Origin of the sequence: Mycolicibacterium sp. MU0050 (assembly GCF_963378085.1) — a bacterium.
Lineage (GTDB): Bacteria > Actinomycetota > Actinomycetes > Mycobacteriales > Mycobacteriaceae > Mycobacterium > Mycobacterium wendilense.
In genome coordinates, this window is the sequence record NZ_OY726395.1 from 372,068 (window position 1) to 391,851 (window position 19,784).

General features: G+C 69.7%; 22 protein-coding genes and 2 riboswitches. Of the genes, 14 read left to right on the plus strand and 8 right to left on the minus strand.

What is annotated here, in order from left to right; translation table 11 throughout:
* The first annotated feature begins 20 nt into the window (after nt 1-20).
* From panC to R2K23_RS01850, 6 genes are all read left to right on the plus strand, one after another.
* Complete coding sequence (panC, locus tag R2K23_RS01825) at nt 21-947, plus strand: pantoate--beta-alanine ligase (RefSeq protein WP_316513864.1); 927 nt, start codon at nt 21-23, stop codon at nt 945-947.
* Nucleotides 947-1,372 (plus strand): aspartate 1-decarboxylase, encoded by a 426-nt coding sequence (gene panD / locus R2K23_RS01830; RefSeq protein ID WP_316513866.1) that lies wholly within the window; start codon nt 947-949, stop codon nt 1,370-1,372. The genes panC and panD overlap by 1 nt, the downstream gene beginning before the upstream one ends.
* Nucleotides 1,372-2,187, plus strand: coding sequence for a type III pantothenate kinase (locus R2K23_RS01835; protein WP_316513868.1), 816 nt, complete (start codon nt 1,372-1,374; stop codon nt 2,185-2,187). Before panD ends, R2K23_RS01835 begins: the two co-directional genes overlap by 1 nt.
* A gap of 87 nt (nt 2,188-2,274) precedes the next feature.
* The gene (gene lysS, locus R2K23_RS01840; RefSeq protein WP_396892863.1) at nt 2,275-3,768 is read left to right on the plus strand and encodes a lysine--tRNA ligase; all 1,494 of its coding nucleotides are present in this window, start codon (nt 2,275-2,277) and stop codon (nt 3,766-3,768) included.
* A 121-nt stretch (nt 3,769-3,889) separates the two neighbouring features.
* Complete coding sequence (gene lsr2, locus R2K23_RS01845) at nt 3,890-4,228, plus strand: histone-like nucleoid-structuring protein Lsr2 (protein ID WP_316513870.1); 339 nt, start codon at nt 3,890-3,892, stop codon at nt 4,226-4,228.
* Nucleotides 4,229-4,493: 265 nt separating this feature from the next.
* Nucleotides 4,494-7,043: an ATP-dependent Clp protease ATP-binding subunit gene (locus R2K23_RS01850; protein ID WP_316513871.1), complete on the plus strand. Its 2,550-nt coding sequence runs from the start codon at nt 4,494-4,496 to the stop codon at nt 7,041-7,043.
* A 61-nt stretch (nt 7,044-7,104) separates the two neighbouring features.
* On the opposite strand, the gene R2K23_RS01855 is transcribed toward R2K23_RS01850, so the two are convergent.
* Genes R2K23_RS01855 through R2K23_RS01870 form a run of 4 tightly spaced genes read right to left on the minus strand, consistent with a single transcriptional unit; the run spans nt 7,105 to nt 9,732 of the window.
* Complete coding sequence (locus tag R2K23_RS01855; protein ID WP_316513872.1) at nt 7,105-7,887, minus strand: energy-coupling factor ABC transporter ATP-binding protein; 783 nt, start codon at nt 7,885-7,887, stop codon at nt 7,105-7,107.
* A 1-nt stretch (nt 7,888) separates the two neighbouring features.
* Nucleotides 7,889-8,635, minus strand: a complete 747-nt coding sequence (locus R2K23_RS01860; protein ID WP_316513873.1) for a CbiQ family ECF transporter T component — start codon at nt 8,633-8,635, stop codon at nt 7,889-7,891.
* A gap of 24 nt (nt 8,636-8,659) precedes the next feature.
* On the minus strand, nt 8,660-9,025 hold the full coding sequence (locus tag R2K23_RS01865; RefSeq protein ID WP_316513874.1) for an energy-coupling factor ABC transporter substrate-binding protein: 366 nt from the start codon (nt 9,023-9,025) through the stop codon (nt 8,660-8,662).
* Nucleotides 9,022-9,732: an energy-coupling factor ABC transporter permease gene (locus R2K23_RS01870; protein WP_316513875.1), complete on the minus strand. Its 711-nt coding sequence runs from the start codon at nt 9,730-9,732 to the stop codon at nt 9,022-9,024. Before R2K23_RS01870 ends, R2K23_RS01865 begins: the two co-directional genes overlap by 4 nt.
* Nucleotides 9,733-9,766: 34 nt before the next feature.
* Nucleotides 9,767-9,968: riboswitch (cobalamin riboswitch) on the minus strand.
* 88 nt (nt 9,969-10,056) lie between these two features.
* A riboswitch (TPP riboswitch) is annotated at nt 10,057-10,167 on the plus strand.
* Between R2K23_RS01870 and R2K23_RS01875 the strand changes: the two genes are divergently transcribed.
* From R2K23_RS01875 to R2K23_RS01890, 4 genes are all read left to right on the plus strand, one after another.
* Nucleotides 10,162-10,800, plus strand: a complete 639-nt coding sequence (locus tag R2K23_RS01875) for an ECF transporter S component (RefSeq protein ID WP_316513876.1) — start codon at nt 10,162-10,164, stop codon at nt 10,798-10,800. Its footprint overlaps the riboswitch before it by 6 nt.
* Nucleotides 10,797-12,260 carry an ABC transporter ATP-binding protein gene (locus tag R2K23_RS01880; RefSeq protein WP_316513877.1) on the plus strand — a complete coding sequence of 488 codons (1,464 nt, stop codon included), beginning with the start codon at nt 10,797-10,799 and terminating at the stop codon, nt 12,258-12,260. Before R2K23_RS01875 ends, R2K23_RS01880 begins: the two co-directional genes overlap by 4 nt.
* The gene (locus tag R2K23_RS01885; RefSeq protein WP_316513878.1) at nt 12,260-13,042 is read left to right on the plus strand and encodes an energy-coupling factor transporter transmembrane component T family protein; all 783 of its coding nucleotides are present in this window, start codon (nt 12,260-12,262) and stop codon (nt 13,040-13,042) included. Before R2K23_RS01880 ends, R2K23_RS01885 begins: the two co-directional genes overlap by 1 nt.
* Entirely contained in the window at nt 13,029-13,565 is a 537-nt protein-coding gene (locus R2K23_RS01890; RefSeq protein ID WP_316513879.1) for a nucleoside/nucleotide kinase family protein, read from the plus strand. The genes R2K23_RS01885 and R2K23_RS01890 overlap by 14 nt, the downstream gene beginning before the upstream one ends.
* Nucleotides 13,566-13,568: 3 nt before the next feature.
* Here the strand turns inward: R2K23_RS01890 and R2K23_RS01895 are convergent, their stop codons facing one another.
* Together R2K23_RS01895 and mhuD are read right to left on the minus strand one after the other, a co-directional pair.
* Entirely contained in the window at nt 13,569-14,924 is a 1,356-nt protein-coding gene (locus tag R2K23_RS01895; RefSeq protein WP_396893509.1) for a serine hydrolase, read from the minus strand.
* Nucleotides 14,908-15,225, minus strand: coding sequence for a mycobilin-forming heme oxygenase MhuD (gene mhuD / locus R2K23_RS01900; RefSeq protein ID WP_126332200.1), 318 nt, complete (start codon nt 15,223-15,225; stop codon nt 14,908-14,910). The genes R2K23_RS01895 and mhuD overlap by 17 nt, the downstream gene beginning before the upstream one ends.
* A 21-nt stretch (nt 15,226-15,246) precedes the next feature.
* Between mhuD and R2K23_RS01905 the strand changes: the two genes are divergently transcribed.
* Nucleotides 15,247-16,011 carry an alpha/beta fold hydrolase gene (locus R2K23_RS01905; protein ID WP_316513881.1) on the plus strand — a complete coding sequence of 255 codons (765 nt, stop codon included), beginning with the start codon at nt 15,247-15,249 and terminating at the stop codon, nt 16,009-16,011.
* A 32-nt stretch (nt 16,012-16,043) separates the two neighbouring features.
* Here R2K23_RS01905 and R2K23_RS01910 read toward each other — a convergent pair whose 3' ends face one another.
* Entirely contained in the window at nt 16,044-16,271 is a 228-nt protein-coding gene (locus R2K23_RS01910; protein ID WP_316513882.1) for a hypothetical protein, read from the minus strand.
* A gap of 71 nt (nt 16,272-16,342) precedes the next feature.
* Here R2K23_RS01910 and R2K23_RS01915 point away from each other — a divergent pair, with 71 nt between their 5' ends.
* Complete coding sequence (locus R2K23_RS01915) at nt 16,343-17,311, plus strand: GlxA family transcriptional regulator (protein ID WP_316513883.1); 969 nt, start codon at nt 16,343-16,345, stop codon at nt 17,309-17,311.
* 7 nt (nt 17,312-17,318) lie between these two features.
* Here R2K23_RS01915 and R2K23_RS01920 read toward each other — a convergent pair whose 3' ends face one another.
* The gene (locus R2K23_RS01920; protein WP_316513884.1) at nt 17,319-18,212 is read right to left on the minus strand and encodes an A/G-specific adenine glycosylase; all 894 of its coding nucleotides are present in this window, start codon (nt 18,210-18,212) and stop codon (nt 17,319-17,321) included.
* 37 nt (nt 18,213-18,249) lie between these two features.
* Here R2K23_RS01920 and R2K23_RS01925 point away from each other — a divergent pair, with 37 nt between their 5' ends.
* Both R2K23_RS01925 and R2K23_RS01930 read left to right on the plus strand, forming a co-directional pair.
* A complete protein-coding gene (locus R2K23_RS01925; RefSeq protein WP_316513885.1) occupies nt 18,250-18,885 on the plus strand; it encodes a carbonic anhydrase in 636 nt (211 codons plus the stop codon).
* A 99-nt stretch (nt 18,886-18,984) separates the two neighbouring features.
* Nucleotides 18,985-19,749, plus strand: a complete 765-nt coding sequence (locus tag R2K23_RS01930; RefSeq protein ID WP_316513886.1) for a hypothetical protein — start codon at nt 18,985-18,987, stop codon at nt 19,747-19,749.
* The last annotated feature ends 35 nt before the right edge of the window (nt 19,750-19,784 follow it).

Here is a 19,784-nt window from a genome sequence, read left to right on the forward strand (position 1 = left end):
CAGCGCGGAGGAGTGAGCGAATGAACCCAGCCCCGAAGTTCGTGCCCGGCGAGCTCAACGTCTATCCGGCGCCCGCGCAGGTGTCCGCGGTCACCAACGCCCTGCGGCAGACCGGCCGGCGGGTGATGCTGGTGCCGACCATGGGGGCCCTGCACGACGGGCACATGAGCCTGGTGCGCGCGGCCAAGAAGGTGCCGGGATCCGTTGTGGTGGTGTCGATCTTCGTCAATCCGCTGCAATTCGGCGCCGGCGAGGACCTGGAGGCCTATCCGCGCACCCTGGATGCCGACCTGGAGCTGTTGCGCGCCGAGGGTGTGGACATCGCGTTCACCCCGAACGCCGCCGCCATGTACCCGAGCGGGCCGCGCACCACCGTTCATCCGGGACCGCTCGGCGCCGAGCTCGAAGGTGCGGCCCGTCCCACCCACTTCGCGGGCATGCTCACCGTGGTGTTCAAGCTGCTGCAGATCGTCGGGCCGGACCGGGCGTTCTTCGGCGAGAAGGACTACCAGCAGCTGGTCCTGATCCGGCAGATGGCCGACGACCTGAACCTGCCCACACGGATCGTGGGGGTCCCCATCGTGCGGGAGGACGACGGGCTGGCCATGTCGTCGCGGAACCGCTACCTCGACGCCGAGCAGCGCGCCCGCGCCGGCGCGTTGTCCGCGGCGCTGCTGGCCGGGCGCTATGCCGCAGCTCAAGGGCCCGCGGCCGCGGTGGCCGCGGCGCGCGCGGTCCTCGACGACGTGCCCGACATCGAGGTCGACTATCTCGAGGTGCGCGGCCCGTGGCTCGAGCCCGCCCCGGCGCAGGGCACCGGCCGACTCTTGGTGGCGGCTCGCCTGGGCACCACCCGGCTGCTGGACAACACGGCCGTCGAGCTGGGCAACGCCAGCGCCGACGGCTCCTACGCCGATGACCACCACGAACCCGCCTGGAGGAACTGATGATGCGAACCATGCTCAAATCCAAGATCCACCGTGCGACCGTCACGCACGCCGATCTGCACTACGTGGGCTCGGTGACCATCGATGCCGACCTGATGGACGCCGCGGACCTGTTGGAAGGCGAGCAGGTCACCATCGTCGACATCGACAACGGCGCGCGGTTGGTGACCTACGCGATCACCGGTGAGCGCGGCAGCGGCGTGATCGGGATCAACGGTGCCGCAGCGCATCTGGTCCATCCCGGCGACCTGGTGATCCTGATTGCCTACGGCACCATGGCGGACGCCGAGGCGCGCGCCTACCAGCCGCGGATCGTGTTCGTCGATGCCGACAACCGCCAGATCGACCTCGGGGAGCACGCCTCGGACCCGGCCTACGTGCCCGACGACGCCGGCGAGTTGCTGTCCCCGCGGGGGCTGCGGTAGTGCTGCTGGCCATCGACGTCCGCAATACCCACACCGTCGTCGGCTTGGTCTCGGGTGCGGGCGACAACGCAAAAGTTGTGCAGCAGTGGAGGATTCGCACCGAACCCGAGGTCACTGCCGACGAGCTGGCGCTGACCATCGACGGCCTCATCGGGGACGATTCGGACCGCCTCACCGGAGCCGTCGCGCTCTCGACGGTCCCGTCGATCCTGCACGAGATCAGGGGGATGCTCGAGCAGTACTGGGGCGCGGTGCCGCACGTGCTCATCGAACCGGGCGTGCGGACCGGGGTGCCGCTGTTGGTGGACAACCCCAAAGAGGTCGGCGCGGACCGGATTGTCAACTGCTTGGCGGCCTTTCACAAGTATTCTGCGCCGGCCATCGTGGTGGACTTCGGTTCGTCCATCTGTGTCGACGTGGTGTCCGCCAAGGGCGAGTTTCTCGGCGGTGCCATTGCCCCGGGCGTTCAGGTGTCCTCCGATGCGGCGGCCGCGCGTTCGGCCGCGCTGCGGCGCGTGGAGATGACCCGCCCGCGCTCGGTGGTGGGGAAGAACACCGTCGAGTGCATGCAGGCCGGTGCGGTGTTCGGGTTCGCCGGCCTGGTCGAGGGCATCATCCGGCGGATCCGCGAGGACATCGACGGGTTCGACGGTGAGGACGTGGTGGTGGTCGCCACCGGGCACACCGCGCCGCTGCTGCTGCCCGAACTGCAGACCGCGGCCCGCTACGACCGGCATCTGACGCTCGACGGCCTGCGGCTGGTGTTCGAGCGCAACCGCGACGGTGGCCGCGGAAAGACCCGGCAGCCGGGCTGACCAGCTGTCGCGGCCGGCGGGGTCCAGGAACCGCCCGGGGCCGCGCGGAATGGGTTTATTGCGCCGGGTCATTTAGGCTGGCCCGACGTGAGTGAGGCCGATCTTCCCGAACAGTTCCGGATTCGCCAGGCCAAGCGTGAACGTCTGCTGTCCGAAGGCCACGACCCGTACCCGGTCGTGGTTCCGCGCACGCACACGTTGGCGCAGATCCGGGCCGATTACCCGGACCTAGAACGCGACACCCAGACCGGTGACACCGTCGGTGTCGCGGGGCGGGTCGTGTTCGCCCGGAACTCCGGCAAGCTGTGCTTCGCCACGCTGCAGGACGGGGACGGCACGCAGCTGCAGGCGATGATCAGCCTGGCCTCGACCGGGCAGGAGGCGCTGGACGCCTGGAAGAGCGACGTCGACCTCGGCGACATCGTCTTCGTCCGCGGCGAGGTGATCAGTTCCCGTCGCGGCGAACTGTCGGTGCTCGCCGATTCCTGGCAGATGGCGTCGAAGGCCCTGCGTCCGCTGCCGGTCGCCCACAAGGAGATGAGCGAGGAGTCCCGGGTCCGGCAGCGCTACGTGGACCTCATCGTCCGGCCCGAAGCCCGCAAGGTCGCTCGGCAGCGCATCGCCGTCGTCCGCGCCGTGCGGTCGGCCCTGGAGCGGCGCGGTTTCCTCGAAGTCGAGACGCCGATGCTGCAGACCCAGGCCGGTGGCGCGGCCGCCCGCCCGTTCGTGACGCATTCCAATGCCCTCGACACCGATCTGTACCTGCGTATCGCGCCGGAACTGTTCCTGAAACGCTGTGTCGTGGGTGGCTTGGACAAGATCTTCGAGCTGAATCGGAACTTCCGAAACGAGGGCGCGGATTCCACCCATTCGCCGGAATTCGCGATGTTGGAGACATACCAGGCGTACGGCGACTACAACGATTCCGCGTTGGTGACGCGGGAGCTTATTCAAGAAGTCGCTGATGAAGCGTTGGGCACACGGCAGGTCCCCCTGCCGGATGGCTCACTGTACGACCTTGATGGCGAATGGCAATTCCTTCAAATGTACGAGTCATTGTCGGAATCTCTGGGCGAGGAGATCACCCCGGGGACATCCGCGGAGCACTTGTGGGGCATTGCTGACCGGCTGGAGGTCGAGATCCCGCGGGACCGTGGTTACGGCCATGGCAAGCTGGTCGAAGAACTCTGGGAGTACAAGGTGGGCGACCACCTGTGGGCACCGACGTTCGTGCGGGATTTTCCGGTCGAGACAACGCCTTTGACCCGTCAGCACCGCAGCGTCGAGGGGGTCACCGAGAAATGGGACCTGTATATCCGCGGCTTCGAGCTGGCGACGGGCTACTCGGAGCTCATCGACCCGGTCATCCAGCGGGAGCGGTTCGCTGCCCAGGCGTTGGCGGCCGCGGCCGGTGACGACGAGGCCATGCAGCTCGACGAGGATTTCCTGGCCGCCATGGAGTATGCGATGCCGCCCACCACGGGCACCGGAATGGGAATCGATCGGTTGTTGATGGCGCTTACCGGCCTGTCAATTCGGGACACCGTTTTGTTCCCCATTGTGCGTCGACAGTCGAACTGACCCTGCGGGTTTTCTCGGGTTGTTGAACGGCCCCGATTCCTGTGGCACATTGGAATACTGACGGGTAGATTGCAATGAGTGCAGTCCCTGCTAATCGCATCGCAGAAGGGTCAGTGAGCTAATGGCGAGGAAAGTTACCGTCACCCTGATCGACGATTTCGACGGTGAAGGCTCCGCTGACGAAACTGTGGAATTCGGGCTCGACGGCGTCACCTATGAGATCGACCTTTCGACCAAGAACGCCGCAAAATTGCGTTCCGATCTGAAGAAATGGGTGGAATCGGGCCGTCGGGTCGGCGGCCGCCGCCGGGGTCGTGCGCCGGCCAAGGGCGGCCGCGGCGCCATCGACCGCGAGCAGAGCGCCGCGATCCGCGAATGGGCCCGGCGCAACGGCCACAATGTGTCGACGCGCGGCCGCATTCCCGCCGACGTCATCGAGGCCTTCCACGCCGCGAACTGAGGCGTCCCCTCCCTGCGCCGGGAGGAAATTGCTGCCCGGGGTGGCTTTTCGCTAGCGGCGAAGCACCGAGGAAACGAATCGGGGTATCCCGACGTTGCTCTACTAAGTCCAGAACGGACAGGGGGACCGGGCGGGGCCTCTTGAGCCCCAGGCGGGTACCAAGGTAACTCCCCATCCACCTCCGACCACTACAGTGGATGGCAGGCAAAGCGCTCACCCGCGGACGGGCGCCGTTTGCGCTATCGAGGGAAGCAGGTAACCACGGATGTTCGAAAGATTCACCGACCGAGCACGTCGGGTTGTCGTCCTGGCTCAAGAAGAAGCCCGGATGCTGAACCACAACTACATCGGCACCGAGCACATCCTGCTGGGCCTCATCCACGAGGGTGAGGGCGTGGCCGCCAAGTCACTCGAGTCGCTGGGCATTTCCCTGGAGGGCGTGCGCAGCCAGGTCGAGGAGATCATCGGTCAGGGCCAGCAGGCCCCTTCCGGCCACATCCCGTTCACGCCGCGCGCCAAGAAGGTGCTCGAGCTGAGCCTGCGTGAGGCGCTGCAACTCGGCCACAACTACATCGGGACCGAGCACATTCTGCTCGGCCTGATCCGGGAGGGCGAGGGCGTGGCTGCGCAGGTGCTGGTCAAGCTCGGCGCCGAGCTCACCCGGGTGCGCCAGCAGGTCATTCAGCTGCTGTCCGGCTACCAGGGCAAGGAGACCGCCGAGGCGGGCACCGGCGGGCGGGGCGGCGAGTCCGGCAACCCGTCGACGTCGCTGGTCCTCGATCAGTTCGGTCGCAACCTGACCGCCGCCGCCGCCGACGGCAAGCTCGACCCGGTCATCGGCCGCGAGAAGGAAATCGAGCGGGTCATGCAGGTGCTGTCCCGTCGCACCAAGAACAACCCGGTGCTCATCGGTGAGCCCGGCGTCGGCAAGACGGCCGTGGTCGAGGGCCTCGCGCAGGCCATCGTGCACGGCGAGGTGCCGGAGACGCTCAAGGACAAGCAGCTCTACACGCTGGACCTGGGTTCGCTGGTCGCCGGCAGCCGCTACCGCGGTGACTTCGAGGAACGCCTGAAGAAGGTGCTCAAGGAGATCAACACCCGCGGCGACATCATCCTGTTCATCGACGAGCTGCACACGCTCGTGGGTGCCGGGGCGGCCGAGGGCGCCATCGACGCGGCGTCGATCCTGAAGCCGAAGCTGGCCCGCGGTGAGCTGCAGACCATCGGTGCCACCACCCTCGACGAGTACCGCAAGTACATCGAGAAGGACGCCGCGCTGGAACGCCGCTTCCAGCCGGTGCAGGTCGGCGAGCCGACGGTCGAGCACACCATCGAGATCCTCAAGGGGCTGCGCGACCGGTACGAGGCGCACCACCGCGTGTCGATCACCGACGGCGCGATCGTCGCGGCCGCCACCCTGGCGGACCGCTACATCAACGACCGCTTCCTGCCGGACAAGGCGATCGACCTGATCGACGAGGCCGGTGCCCGGATGCGGATCCGCCGGATGACGGCTCCGCCGGATCTGCGCGAGTTCGACGAGAAGATCGCCGACGCCCGCCGGGAGAAGGAATCCGCGATCGACGCGCAGGACTTCGAGAAGGCCGCGCGGCTGCGGGACTCCGAGAAGCAGCTGGTCGCCCAGCGCGCCGAGCGCGAGAAGCAGTGGCGCTCCGGTGATCTCGATGTGGTCGCCGAGGTCGACGACGAGCAGATCGCCGAGGTTTTGGGCAACTGGACCGGCATCCCCGTGTTCAAGCTGACCGAGGAGGAGACCACTCGGTTGCTGCGCATGGAGGAGGAGCTGCACAAGCGGATCATCGGCCAGGAGGACGCCGTCAAGGCAGTCTCCAAGGCGATCCGTCGTACCCGCGCCGGGTTGAAGGACCCCAAGCGCCCGTCCGGCTCGTTCATCTTCGCCGGCCCGTCCGGTGTCGGTAAGACCGAGCTGTCCAAGGCGCTGGCGAACTTCCTGTTCGGCGAGGACGACGCGCTCATCCAGATCGACATGGGCGAGTTCCACGACCGCTTCACCGCGTCGCGGCTGTTCGGTGCCCCTCCGGGCTACGTCGGCTACGAAGAGGGCGGCCAGCTCACCGAGAAGGTCCGGCGCAAGCCGTTCTCGGTGGTGCTGTTCGACGAGATCGAGAAGGCCCACCAGGAGATCTACAACACCCTGTTGCAGGTGCTCGAGGACGGCCGTCTCACCGACGGTCAGGGCCGCACGGTCGACTTCAAGAACACCGTGCTGATCTTCACCTCGAACCTGGGCACGTCCGACATCTCCAAGGCGGTCGGTCTGGGCTTCACCCAGGGTGGCGGTGAGAACAACTACGAGCGGATGAAGCTCAAGGTCAACGACGAGCTCAAGAAGCACTTCCGGCCGGAGTTCCTCAACCGCATCGACGACATCATCGTGTTCCACCAGCTCACGCAGGACGAGATCATCAAGATGGTGGACCTGATGATCGGTCGGGTCGGCAACCAGCTGAAGGCCAAGGACATGGAGATGGTCCTGACCGATCAGGCCAAGGCGCTGCTGGCCAAGCGCGGATTCGACCCGGTGCTGGGTGCGCGGCCGCTGCGCCGCACCATCCAGCGCGAGATCGAGGACGCGCTCAGCGAGAAGATCCTGTTCGACGAGATCGGGCCGGGTCAGCTCATCACCGTCGACGTCGAGAATTGGGACGGCGAGGGGGCCGGCGAAGACGCCCGGTTCACCTTCACCGGTTCGCCCAAGGCGGTGTCGACCGATGAGCCGGACCTCGCCGGCGCGGGCGCCGGCGGATCGGGTTCCGCGACCGCGGCCGAATAGTCCGAGATACCCACGACGGGCGGTGACTCCTCACGGGGTCACCGCCCGTCGCGCGTCGCGGTCATACCTCGTCGGGGCGGAGCACGATCCGGTTCAGCCTGCGCGAGACCGCAGCACCCCACGGAATGGTCAGCCGGGCGCCGGCGAGCAACTCGTCGTCGCACAGCAGCTCATGGGTTGTGCCGCGCCGCACGGTGCGGTCGCCCAGCACCAGGCTCTCGCGGGACCAGGTCCACGCCACGTCGACGTCGTGGGTGGCCAGGACGACGGCGGTGCCCGCGTCGGCCAGCGCGCTGAGCGTGTCGAGGAGTTCCTCGACCGCCTGCGGATCCAGCCCGGCGGTGGCCTCGTCGAGCAGGAGCACGCGCGGGCGCATCGCCACCGCCCCGGCGATGCTGACCCGCTTGCGCTCGCCGAAGGACAGATGGTTGGGGGTGCGGTCGGCGAGGTCGCCGATGCCCAGCGCCGCCATCGCCTCGTCGACGCGGGCCACCACCTCCGCGCGGTCCAGGCCCAGGTTGGCCGGCCCGAAGGAGACGTCCGCGCGCACGGTCGCCCCGACGATCTGGTCGTCGGGTTCCTGCAGCACCATCTGCACCCGGGTCCGCAGCCGGGTACGGTCTGCGCGGGAGGACTTCAGCGCGGCGCCGTCGAGCAGCACCGCGCCCGTCGTCGGCGTGGCGAGACCGACCAGGATGCGCAGCAGGGTCGTCTTGCCGGATCCGTTGGCGCCCAACAGCGCAATCCGTTCACCGGGCTGCAGCGACAAGCTGACGCCGTCGAAGACCTGCGGCCCCCGCGGATAGGAGAACCCGACGTCGCGCAGCGCCAGGATCCCGTCCACGTCACACACCCTGCCAGGCCCGCCAACTCGCCACCGCGGCCACCGCCACGACCGTCAGCGCCGCGGCGATCACGGCCAGCCGGGCCGGGCGCACCGGCCGGTCGGCGGTGAGCACCGCGGTCATGCCCGGTTCGGCGCGCAGCGACATCGCCTCCGACATGGCCCGGGCCCGCCCGGTGGCGCGCACGAAGATGAGCGCCGACTGCGCGCCGATCACCACGATCGCGCCCCGCGGGTCCCGCAATCCCAGCCGCAGGGTGACCGCCTCCCGCGCCGTCCGCGCGGACCGCACGAGAATTCCGACCAACCGGAACGTCAGGTCGGCCACGTGGCACAGCGCCGCCGGCATCCCGGCCCGCCGCGCCAGGTCGAGCAGGTCGGCCATCGACGTCGTCATGGCCAAGCCGATGGTCGCCGCCGACGCGGCGATCGACCGCAGCGCGGTGTTCACTGCGATCTCGACGCCGCCCGGTTCCAAGTGCGGCCCGCCCCGCAGGCTCACCGCGATCGGCAGCGACCCGATCGCGATGAACACCGCGGGCCCCAGCAGCGCCAGGACGAACAGGCGTGGCCGGACCCGCGCCAGGCCCAGCGTCGCCACCGCCGTGGCCAGCAACACCAGCGGCGCGCCGGTGCGCGGGGGCAGCAGCATCGCGCACAGCAGCAGCCCGCCGTAGAGGCAGACCTTCTCGGCGGCGGGATCGGTCGACCACCGGTTCTGCGCGGCGCTGACCTCCAGCGGGTTCACGGGACCGACACCGCCGTCACCGCGTCACGCGTCGTCGCCGCCCGAGGCCGTCGCGGACAGGGTCTCCGTCCGGCCACGGTGCCGGCCGGCGTACCAACCGATCGCGCCGCCCAGGACGATGCCGCCGAGTCCGGCCTGTAGCGCGAACAGCCCGGACTCGACCTCGCCGGGCAACTCGCCGACCAGCGGGGAGAACCACGGTTCGTAGTCCTCGTGGATCTCGGTGATCACTTCCTCGGCTTGGCCGTCGGCGCCGCCGAACTCGGCGTCGGCGTCGCGGGCGTAGCCGTAGAGCAGGGACGCGACGGCGATTGCGGCCGCGAGCGCCAGCAGGGCAAGGGTCAGCACCGCGACGGAACGCCCGGAGCGGTGGTCGGTTCCGGTACTCATGCTCGCTCCTCCACGATCTCGTCGTCCGCGCCTGCCGGCACGTCCTTGCGCCTGAGGAACCCCAGTTTCAACAGTTCCGACGACGCCACCTGGATCAGCACGCGCACCACGACCACGGTGACCAGGCCCTCGACGATCGCGAGCGGCACCTGCGTGATCGCGAAGACACCCAAGAATTCGACGAGGCTCTCCGCGAAGCCGCCCTCGGCGGCCGGGAAGGCCAGCGCCAGCTGCAGGCTGGTGACGACGTAGGTGACCAGGTCGGCGACGAAGGCCAGCGCGAACACCGCCGGCAGCAGGCCGACCCCGGCCCGGCGGAGCGCGAAGAACACCGCGAAGCCGGCCCACGGCCCGGCGATGGCCATCGAGAAGGCGTTGGCCCCCAAAGTCGTGATCCCGCCGTGCGCCAGCAGCAGGGCCTGGAACAGCAGGACAATGGTGCCCAGGAACGCCATCACCGGCGGTCGGAAGATCGCGGTGCCCAGGCCGGTGCCGGTGGGGTGCGAACTCGACCCGGTCACCGACGGCAGCTTGATCGCCGACATGACGAAGGAGAACGCGCCGACCGCGGCCAGCAGCGGGCCCGCCGAGGGGTGCTGCCGGACGGTCACGACCACCTGTCTGGCGCCGTAGATGACGAAGGGCGCCGCGGCGATGGTCCAGGCCACCGCGTGCGCCGGGGGTAGGAACCCCTCAGCAATGTGCATGGTCGTATGCCTTTCCGCCCAGCACCTCGTGGGCATCGATGTCGGTGCTGAGGCCGGTCTCCTGGCTCACGGGTCCCGTGGACCACGTTCGATGGTCCGCAACGGCGGTGTCCGCCTTCCCACCCGGGCGTGATGCCCGAGCAGTGGCGTGGAGGACACCGTCTTCCCGCTTACAGTGGCGAGGGCCGCCCCGGATTTTCACCGAGTTCCCGTACACCGCAGCAGGGGGAGCATACCGCCGCACGCGGCGCCGGGAGTTGTTTGCCCGGGAGTGCGAATTCGCCGCCGCGCTCGGCGTGGTCCGGCTGCGCTACCTTGGTGCCAGTAGAACCACGCGGGAGTGCACGCCGAGTGCGCTGAGAGGACGGCTGCGGGCCGTCGACCGTATGCACCTGTCCGGGTAATGCCGGCGTAGGGAGTGAACAGCAGATGACGGACCATTCCGAGCCTGATGTCGTCGGCGACCGAGGCCGGCCTCGGGTGTATCGCTGGCGGGTGGTCGACATCGTGGTGGCCAGCGTGCTCGCGGTCGCGGCCGGGCTGGTGTTCGTGCTGTGGAACATCGCCTCCAACCCGCTGACCGCTCCGCTCAGTGCGCTGCTGCCGGGCCTGCAGGCCCTGGCCGGTGGCGGGTGGCTGTTCGCCGGGGTGCTGGTGGGGCTGGTGATCCGCAAGCCGGGGGCGGCGCTCTACGGCGAGTTGGTCGCCGCCACGGTGTCGGCGCTGGTCGGCAACCAGTGGGGCGTGCTCACCCTCGAGTGCGGCCTGGTCCAGGGATTGGGCGCCGAGCTGGTGTTCGCGGTGTTCCTGTACCGGGTGTGGAACCTGCCGGTCGCGGTGCTCGCCGGCGCCACCGCCGGCCTGGCGATGGCCCTCAACGACCTCGTTCTCTGGTATCCCGGTGCGGCGATGGCCTTCGCCGCCACCTACACCGTCGCCGGGATCGTCTCCGGGGCGCTGCTCGCGGGTGTGCTGTCGTGGTTCGCGGTCCGCGGTCTGGCCAAGACCGGCGCGTTGTCGCGTTTCGCCTCGGGGCGGGCGGTGGCGAGCAGCGACGTCGCGCGGTGAGTGCGGCCGGGGTTGCCGTCGTCGCGCGGGGTTGGTCGTGGCGGCACGCCGGCCGGGCCCGACGGGCCGTGCGCGAACTGGACCTCGACATCGCCGCGGGCGAGCGGGTGTTGCTGCTCGGGGCCAGCGGGTCGGGCAAATCCACACTGCTGCAAGGACTTGCGGGTCTGTTGGGCGGCGCCGAGGAGGGTGACGAGGGCGGCCGGCTGCTGGTCGACGGGGCACCGCCGGTGCAGCGCCGCCATCGCATCGGCATGGTGCTGCAGAATCCTGACTCCCAGGTCATCCTGTCCCGCGTCGGCGACGACGTGGCGTTCGGGATGGAGAACTTCAACGTCGAGCGGCAGGCGATCTGGCCGCGGGTGCGACGCGCCCTGGACGCGGTGGGGCTGGCGCTGCCGTTGCGGCGCGAGACCGCGCGCCTGTCCGGCGGGCAGCAGCAGCGCCTCGCGTTGGCCGGGGTGCTCGCGATGAATCCGGGCCTGATCCTGCTGGACGAGCCGACCGCCAACCTCGATCCCGCCGGCGTCCTCGAGGTGCGCGACGCGGTCGCCGCGGCCGTCGCGCAGAGCGGCGCCACGCTCGTGGTCGTCGAACACCGCACCGAGGTGTGGCTGCCCGTGGTGGACCGGGTGGTCGTGTTGGGCGCCGATGGCGAACTCATCGCCGATGGGGCGCCCGCCGACGTCATCGGCACCCAGCGCGAACTGCTGACCCGCGCCGGAGTCTGGGTGCCCGGCGTCGAACTGCCCGCCATCGCCCGCGCCGCTGCCGTCGGTGCACCGCTGCTGCACACCGCCGACCTGACCGTCGGATATCCGGCGGGTCCACCAACCCCGATCAACGACATCGAAATCAGCAGGGGCGCAACGACAGTCGTCTCCGGGGCCAACGGGTCGGGGAAATCCACCCTGGCGCTGACGCTGGGCGGCTTGTTGCCGCCGCGCGCGGGACGGGTCCGGGCCGACGCCGAGCTGTCCCCGGCCGTGGACCGGCGCGAGCCGATCGCCTGGCGGTCCCGCGAGCTGCTCACCCGGATCGGCAGCGTCTTCCAGAATCCCGAACACCAGTTCCTCACCGGCAGCGTCCGCGACGAGCTGGCCTGCGGGCCCCGCGCCCTCGGGCGCGACGCGACGACGGTGGCGCAACTTTGCGATGGGCTGCTGGAACGGTTGCGGCTCACCGGTCTGGCCGACGCGAATCCCTACACGCTGTCCGGCGGCGAGCAACGCCGGCTGTCCGTGGCGACCATCCTGGCGACCCAGCCGGAGCTGATCGTCCTCGACGAGCCGACCTTCGGTCAGGACCGCACCACCTGGACCGAACTGGTGCGGCTGCTCGCCGAGATCGTCGAGGCCGGAACCGCTGTCGTCGCGGTGACCCACGACCTGCTCTTCGCCGAGCTGCTCGCCGATCGGCACATCGAGCTGCCGACCCCCGACGCCACCGAGACCCGCTGATGAGCGCCGCCCTCCCCGACACCGTGGCCGACCGCGCCGGCATCAACCCGGTCGCCAAGCTGGCCGCCGCGTCGGTGCTCGCCCTCGGCCTGATCTTCAGCGTGGACTGGGTGTCGGCCCTGACGGCGCTCGTCCTCGAGATCGCGCTCCTGCTGGTGCTGCGGGTGCCGCCGCGGCTGATGGCGGTCCGGGGCGCGCTGGTGCTGCTGGCCGCCGGTCTCACCGCGGTCACCATCCTGCTCTACGGCCAATCCAGCGGCACCGTGTATTGGCATTTCCTGCTCATCACCGTCAGCGACGGCTCGATCACGTTGGCGGCGGCCACATTTCTGCGCGTACTCGCCATCGCGCTGCCGTCGGTGCTGCTGTTCATCGATACCGACCCGACCGAACTCGCCGACGGCCTCGGCCAGGTGCTGCGGCTGCCCGCCAGATTCGTGGTGGGGGCGCTGGCCGGCCTGCGCCTGGTGGGGCTGCTCCGGCAGGACTGGCAATATCTGGGGTTCGCGCGGCGGGCCCGCGGGGTCGCCGACCACGCGCGGCTGCGCCGGGTCGCCGGGCAGGCCTTCGCGTTGCTGGTCTTCGCGGTCCGGCGGGGGTCCACGTTGGCCACCGCGATGGAGGCGCGCGGCTTCGGGGCCCACCCCACCCGGACCTGGGCCCGCCCGTCGCCGTTCGGCGGCCGCGAGATCGCGTTGATACTGGCGGCCTTCGGCATTGTCGCCGTCGCGGTCGGGGTGTCCGTCGGAACCGGCCATTGGAACTTCATTGGAAACCTCTGACCTGCTGCGGCGAATTCCCGCCGAGGCGACCACGGTGTTGATCGACGGCCGGTCCGGGGCCGGGAAGACCTCCCTGGCCCAGGAATTGCGCGACCTTTGGACCGGCAGCCAGGTGATCAGCCTCGACGACATCTATCCGGGTTGGGACGGTTTGTCATGGGCCAGCGAGCACGTCCGCGAGCAACTGCTGGCACCGCGAGCGGCCGGCCGGCCCGGCCGGTGGCGGCGCTGGGACTGGTCCGCCGGGGCGCCTGCGGAGTGGCACACCGTCCCGCCGCGGCGGCGGATCATCGTCGAGGGCGTGGGTGCGCTGACACCGGCCACTCGGGCGCTGGCCGATCTGGGGATCTGGATCGAGATGCCCGCCGCCGACCGCAAGCGCCGCGCGCTGCGCCGTGACGGCGAAACCTTTGCGCCACACTGGGATCGGTGGGCCCATCACGAACGCGAGTTCATCGCGCGGAACCACCCGCGGACGGCCGCCGACATCGTCCTCGTGCGGTCCGACGAGACCGCACCATGACCCTCAGCGATCGGCCGGTCGCCCCACCGGGATCAGCCCGAACATCTGCTTGATCGTCATCATCAGCCAACCCGCCGTGGCCGGGCTGTGATAGCGCGGCCAGTTCATCTGCAAGCTCAACACCCACGGCTGGCCGGTGTGGTCGGCGGCGTACCAGCTGAACGTCAGGTCACCCGGCAGATTTCCGGCCTTCGCCGCGATGTAGGGCCACTTCGCGCGGTCCAGGTCGATACCCGGGATGGCCGAGACGATGTCCTTGACCGGCGCGGTACGTCCCGTTGCCATCGACTGCAGTCCGGCGTGCACCCGGCAGATGTCCTCCGCGCTGCCGTACCACTCCGCCCCGTACGGCGAGGCCGGCGAGTGACTCCGCTTCGGATCCGGCTGATACGGCCGGGTTTTGGCGTCCCTGAGCATCTCGGCGCGGCCCTCCCGGGACGCGCGCTTCCATTGCTCCCGCACGTCGGGCGCGCCCCAGCCGATGGAGAACAACTCCCGCATGGTGGGGAACGGCGTCATACTCGCCGGGTCGTGGTGGCCGGCGTGGACGAGGGCCCGCTCGACGGCCTCGGTGCCCACGCGGGCGATCAGCATGTCGGTGGCCATGTTGTCGCTGTTGGCGATCATCTTCTCGGCCAGGTCGCGCACCGGGACCTTGGCGCCCGGGGACAACTTGTCGAAGCCGGAGGAGCCCACCGCCTTGGTGGCCTCGGTGATGACCAGTTCCTCGTCCCACGACAGCGCGCCGTCCCGAACCTCCTCGGCGACCGCGTAGAGCACGTACAGCTTGAATATCGATGCCAGCGGCAACGATTCGGCGGTATTGGCGCCGGCAACCTGTTCGCAGCCCCCGTCGACGATCCGCGACACCCGGTAGGAGTACCGGGCGCCGGTGCGGGACAAGACGTCGTCCACGTCGGCCCAGGAGTCGATCTGCGGGGCGTGGCTGATGACCTCGAACCGGTCGACCATGCCCGCGTCGTCGAGGTCCAGTTCGATGTCCTGGCGCGCGCCGTAGGACGTCTGCAGCCGCAACGTCGCCGAACCCGCGCCGAATTCCACGGCACTGAGCGTGTACGGCCGGTCCCACCACAGCCCGTCCATGGTGGTGACGACGGCGTCGACCTGATCCGGTGCGGCCAGCGTCTCGACGCCGACATGCCCGATCGGCCAGTCGGAGTTCAGCATGTCCATCACCTGTTGGGCGCGGACACCCTGCGGCGTGCCGGTGTTGATGTGCACGCCGGCGCTGCCGGCCTGCGCCGCCGGCACCTCGGCCGGCGCGCAGCTGCCCACCGCGAGAACCACCAGGGCGGCGCTCAGCGCGAGCGCCGCTGCCGTCCTAGCTCTGTGCGGCAGGCCCGGCAACGTCCAGCACTACCTCGAACTCGAGCAGCGAGGCACCGGTGGCCACCGGATTCTTCTGCTGCCCCTGATGCGCCTCGATCGCCGGGCCGGTGGCCCAGGCCTGGAACGCCTCCTCGGACTCCCACTGGGTCACCACGAAGTAGCGATCCTCACCCTTGACCGGGCGCAGCAGCTGGAACCCCAGGAAGCCGGGCTGGTTGTCGACGGCATGAGCGCGGTTCGCGAACCGCTTCTCCAGCTCCGGACCGGCGTCGGCGGGAACCTCGATTGCATTGATCTTCACCACGGACATGGCGCTAGGCTACCGCTTCGGATGGCAATGGATTCTTTGACGTACCGCGGTGGCCAGGGCCGTCCGCTGGTGCTGGTGCACGGCCTGATGGGCCGCGGCAGTACCTGGGGGCGTCAGCTGCCGTGGCTGACCAGGCTGGGCGCGGTCTACACCTACGACGCCCCGTGGCACCGCGGCCGGGACGTCGTCGACCCCCACCCCATCAGCACCGAGCGATTCGTGGCGGACCTGGGCGAGGCCGTGGAGCGCTTCGAGGCCCCGGTGCCGTTGATCGGCCATTCGATGGGCGGGCTGCACTCGTGGTGCCTGGCCGCGCAGCGTCCGGACCTGGTGGCCGCCGTGGTGGTCGAGGACATGGCTCCGGACTTCCGCGGTCGCACCACCGGGCCGTGGGAGCCGTGGGTGCACGCGCTGCCGGTCGAATTCCCCACCGCGCAGTCCGTCTTCGAGGCGTTCGGACCCGTTGCGGGCCAATACTTCCTGGACGCCTTCGACCGCACACCCACCGGCTGGCGGCTGCACGGCCGGCCGGAGCGGTGGGTGGAGATCGCCGCCGAGTGGGGCACGCGCGACTACTGGGCGCAGTGGCAGGAGGTCCGCGCCCCGGCCCTGCTGCTCGAGGCCGGGGATTCGGTGGCGCCGCCCGGGCAGATGGCCAAGATGGCCGAGCTCGGGCACCGGGTCAGCTATCAGCTGGTTCCGGGCGCCGGGCACCTGATTCATGACGACGCGCCGACGGTCTACCGCGACGCGGTGGAAGCGTTCCTGCACACCGCGGCCAAGTAGCGGCGTTCTCGCCGCCGTGGGGCAGCGGCGTGTCAGCCGTGCGGTCCGGGCCCGGGCCAGACGGGCCGGCGCTCGAACCGGTCCCGGACTTCGCTGTCGGATCGGCTGAGCGGACCCACCAGGGGCGCCGCCGCCCGGAACTGATCGCGGTGCAAACGCAGCTGACCCCCGCGGTAGGACTGCGCGGCCAGCGCGGCCACCACCCCGAACGGAGCCAGCAGGGCGAACACCACCAGGAACAAGGTCAACGCGGTACTCATGGCAGAAAGTATCGGTCCATAGAGATTCCGCCAACAGTGGCGGAACTGTCGCTGTACGTTAAAATGCTGCCATGATCCGAACCGTGTCGACCCTGGTCCTCGACGGCCTGGCGATGTTCGAGTTCGGGGTGATCTGCGAGGTGTTCGGCATCGACCGCAGCAGCGACGGCGTGCCGGGCTTCGACTTCAAGGTGTGCGGCCCGGCGGCCGGCGTGCCCGTTCGCACCACGGTGGGCGCGACCTTGACGCCCGACCACGATTTCAGCGCCCTGGCGGGCGCCGACCTGGTGGCCGTGCCCGCGATCACGAACCCGGACTATCCCCCGGAGGCGCTGGCCGCGCTGCGCGCCGCCGCCGATTCCGGCTCGATCATCCTGACCGTGTGCTCGGGCGCGTTCGTCGCCGGCGCGGCCGGTCTGCTCGACGGGCGTGCGTGCACGACGCACTGGATGCATGCCGACGAACTGGCCCGTCGGTATCCGACGGCCAAGGTGGACCGCAACGTCCTTTACGTCGACGACGGCAACCTGATCACCAGTGCGGGCACCGCCGCGGGCATCGATGCGTGCCTGCACCTGGTGCGCCGGGAATTGGGGAGCGCGGTCACCAACGCCATTGCCCGCCGCATGGTGGTCGCCCCGCAGCGCGAAGGTGGGCAGCGGCAGTACATCGACCAGCCCATCCCGGTGAACTGCTCGGACAGCTTTGCGCCCCAACTCGATTGGATAATTGCCAACCTGCAGGAGCGGCATACGGTGGCCTCGTTGGCTCGCCGGTCCAACATGTCCGCGCGGACCTATGCTCGCCGGTTCGTCGACGAGACGGGCACCACGCCCATGCAGTGGGTCACCGATCAGCGGGTGCTCTACGCTCGGCGACTGCTCGAGGAATCCGACCTGGACATCGACCGGATCGCCGACCGGGCCGGCTTCCGTACCGCGACGCTGCTGCGGCACCACTTCCGCCGGGTCATCGGGGTGACACCGTCGGATTACCGTCGGACCTTCGCCGCCCAGGTCGAGTGCCCCGAGAGCGCCTGAACCGGGCCTACTGCCGAGTCGGTCCCGGCTCCCCCTCGCCGCACAGCGCGAAGCGGCCGTCACGGGTCTGCTCCACCAGGCCGTCGACCAGTAGCGAATCCAACGCCCGGTCGCGCTGGGCCGGATCGCTGAGCCACGCCACGTCGAGCTTGGCCCGGGTCACCGGAGAAGTGCTGTCGCGCAACACATCCAATAGCCGACCACGGACCTGCCGGTCGGTCCCGGCGTACTTCTGTACCCGCTTGGGGGCCGCCACACCGGCCGGGTAGCCGGCCTGCCGCCACGCGCACGAACTCAGCGGGCACAGTCCGCACCGCGGTGCGCGCGCGGTGCACACCACCGCCCCCAGTTCCATCAATGCCGCGGAAAACGTCGGCGTCGAAGCATCGTTGGGCAGTAGGGCGGCGACCTCGGCCTCGTCGCGCTTGGGCGAGGGCGAGGCGGCATCGGCGCGTCCGTGCACGGCCCGGGCGACCACGCGGCGAACGTTGGTGTCCACCACCGGAACCCACTGTCCGTAGGCGAAACAGGCGATGGCACGGGCGGTGTAACTGCCGATCCCGGGCAGGGTGAGCAATGTGTCCACGTCCTCGGGGACGACGTCACCGTGCTCCGTCGCGATCACCGTCGCGCATTCGTGCAGTCGTTTGGCCCGGCGCGGATAGCCGAGCTTCCCCCACGCCCGCAGCACCTCGGCGGGACCGGCCGCGGCGGTGGCCGACGGCGTGGGCCAGCGCGCCACCCAGTCCAGCCAGATCGGCAGCACCCGGGCCACAGGCGTCTGCTGCAGCATGAACTCGCTGACCAGAATCTGCCAGGCGCTGACCGCCGGGTCGCGCCACGGCAGGTCCCGGCGCTCACGCTGGTACCAGGCGAGCAGTTCGGCGGCGGCGATGCTCATCGCGGCCGCAATCGGGGGTGGGTGCACAATGTCGGGTATGCCGAATACCAGTCCCGTAACCGCTTGGAAGGCACTCAAGGAGGGTAACGAGCGCTTCGTGGCGGGCAAGCCGCTGCATCCGAGCCAGAGCATCGAGCATCGCAGCAGCCTGGAGGAGACGCAGACACCCACCGCGGTGGTCTTCGGTTGCGGCGACAGCCGGGTGGCCGCCGAGATCATCTTCGACCAGGGCCTCGGCGACATGTTCGTGGTCCGCACGGCCGGCCACGTCATCGACTCCGCGGTGCTGGGATCGGTGGAATACGCCGTATCGATCTTGGACGTGCCCCTGATCGTGGTGCTCGGACACGACAGCTGCGGAGCGGTCGGGGCCGCGCTCGCCGCGCTGGACAAAGGTGAGGTGCCGGGCGGCTACGTCCGCGACGTCGTCGAGCGCGTCACCTCCTCGATCCTGCTGGGCCGACGGGACGGGCTCAAGACGGTCGACGAGTTCGAGGCCCGTCATGTCGTCGAGACCGGTGTGCAACTCGTGGCCCGCTCCACGGCGATCAAGGAACGCATCGAGGACGGCCGGCTGGCCATCGTCGGCGTGACGTACCACCTCTCCGATGGTCGGGCCGCGCTGCGCAACCAGGTCGGTGACGTCGGCGACGACGTCCTCGAGGCCATCTGAGGCCGACGTCCGGCCAATACCCGGTCGCAGGCCGGGCCGGGCGGCGACACGCCGCCTCGGGTCGAACACGTTGCGGTGACCTGCCCTTACCGTTAGACCGTGTTGGATTCCGACCCGCATGGGCCCCTGCCGCCGGAGATCTACCGGCGCCGCCGAGCGCTGGCGATCGGCGTTGCGGCCCTGGTCCTGGTGATCATCGTCGCGATCGTGGTGATGGTGACCCGTGGCGGTGGCGAAGCGACCGACGAGGCCGGCACCGGCGATGCGAATACTTCCGAAGGACCGCTGGCGCAGGCACCAGATCCCGAGGTGAAGACCCCCGTGGTCCCACCCGCCGAGGAGGCCCCGCCGCCGACGCCGACGCCCACCGCCGCGGTCGAGCCGCCGCCGGTGCTGCAGGAGGGCGACGACTGCCCGGATTCCACGCTGGCGGTCAAGGGAATCACCAACGAGCCGCGCTACACGATCGGTGATCAACCCACCTTCACCATGGTGGTGACCAACATCGGCCTGGTCGCGTGTCAGCGGGATGTGGGCGCCGCGGTGTTGTCGGCGTACGTGTACTCGCTGGACAACCAGCGGCTGTGGTCCAACCTGGACTGCGCGCCGTCGAACGAGACGCTGGTCAAGACGTTCACACCCGGCGAGCAGGTCACCACCGAGGTGACCTGGACGGGCATGGGGTCCGAGCCGCAGTGCCCGCTGCCCCGCGAGCCGATCGGTCCCGGCACCTACAACCTGGTGGTCCAGTTGGGCAACCTCAGATCGGCGTCCGTGCCGTTCATCCTCGCCGAACCGGGCGCCGAACCGGCACCGGTGGAGCCGCCGCCCGGGGACGGGCCGCCGCCCCCACCGGTCGGCTGAGCGTCCCGGGTATTCGCACCGCCGGCTGACGGCGC

Coding starts and splice junctions, on each gene's coding strand:
- R2K23_RS01905 (WP_316513881.1), top strand. CDS start 15,247: ATGGCAATGGATTCTTTGACGTACCGCGGTGGCCAGGGCCGTCCGCTG.
- R2K23_RS01865 (WP_316513874.1), bottom strand. CDS start 9,025: ATGAGTACCGGAACCGACCACCGCTCCGGGCGTTCCGTCGCGGTGCTG.
- R2K23_RS01870 (WP_316513875.1), bottom strand. CDS start 9,732: ATGCACATTGCTGAGGGGTTCCTACCCCCGGCGCACGCGGTGGCCTGG.
- R2K23_RS01920 (WP_316513884.1), bottom strand. CDS start 18,212: ATGAGCATCGCCGCCGCCGAACTGCTCGCCTGGTACCAGCGTGAGCGC.
- R2K23_RS01925 (WP_316513885.1), top strand. CDS start 18,250: ATGCCGAATACCAGTCCCGTAACCGCTTGGAAGGCACTCAAGGAGGGT.
- lsr2 (WP_316513870.1), top strand. CDS start 3,890: ATGGCGAGGAAAGTTACCGTCACCCTGATCGACGATTTCGACGGTGAA.
- R2K23_RS01875 (WP_316513876.1), top strand. CDS start 10,162: ATGACGGACCATTCCGAGCCTGATGTCGTCGGCGACCGAGGCCGGCCT.
- panC (WP_316513864.1), top strand. CDS start 21: ATGAACCCAGCCCCGAAGTTCGTGCCCGGCGAGCTCAACGTCTATCCG.
- R2K23_RS01850 (WP_316513871.1), top strand. CDS start 4,494: ATGTTCGAAAGATTCACCGACCGAGCACGTCGGGTTGTCGTCCTGGCT.
- R2K23_RS01885 (WP_316513878.1), top strand. CDS start 12,260: ATGAGCGCCGCCCTCCCCGACACCGTGGCCGACCGCGCCGGCATCAAC.
- R2K23_RS01915 (WP_316513883.1), top strand. CDS start 16,343: ATGATCCGAACCGTGTCGACCCTGGTCCTCGACGGCCTGGCGATGTTC.
- mhuD (WP_126332200.1), bottom strand. CDS start 15,225: ATGTCCGTGGTGAAGATCAATGCAATCGAGGTTCCCGCCGACGCCGGT.
- panD (WP_316513866.1), top strand. CDS start 947: ATGATGCGAACCATGCTCAAATCCAAGATCCACCGTGCGACCGTCACG.
- R2K23_RS01910 (WP_316513882.1), bottom strand. CDS start 16,271: ATGAGTACCGCGTTGACCTTGTTCCTGGTGGTGTTCGCCCTGCTGGCT.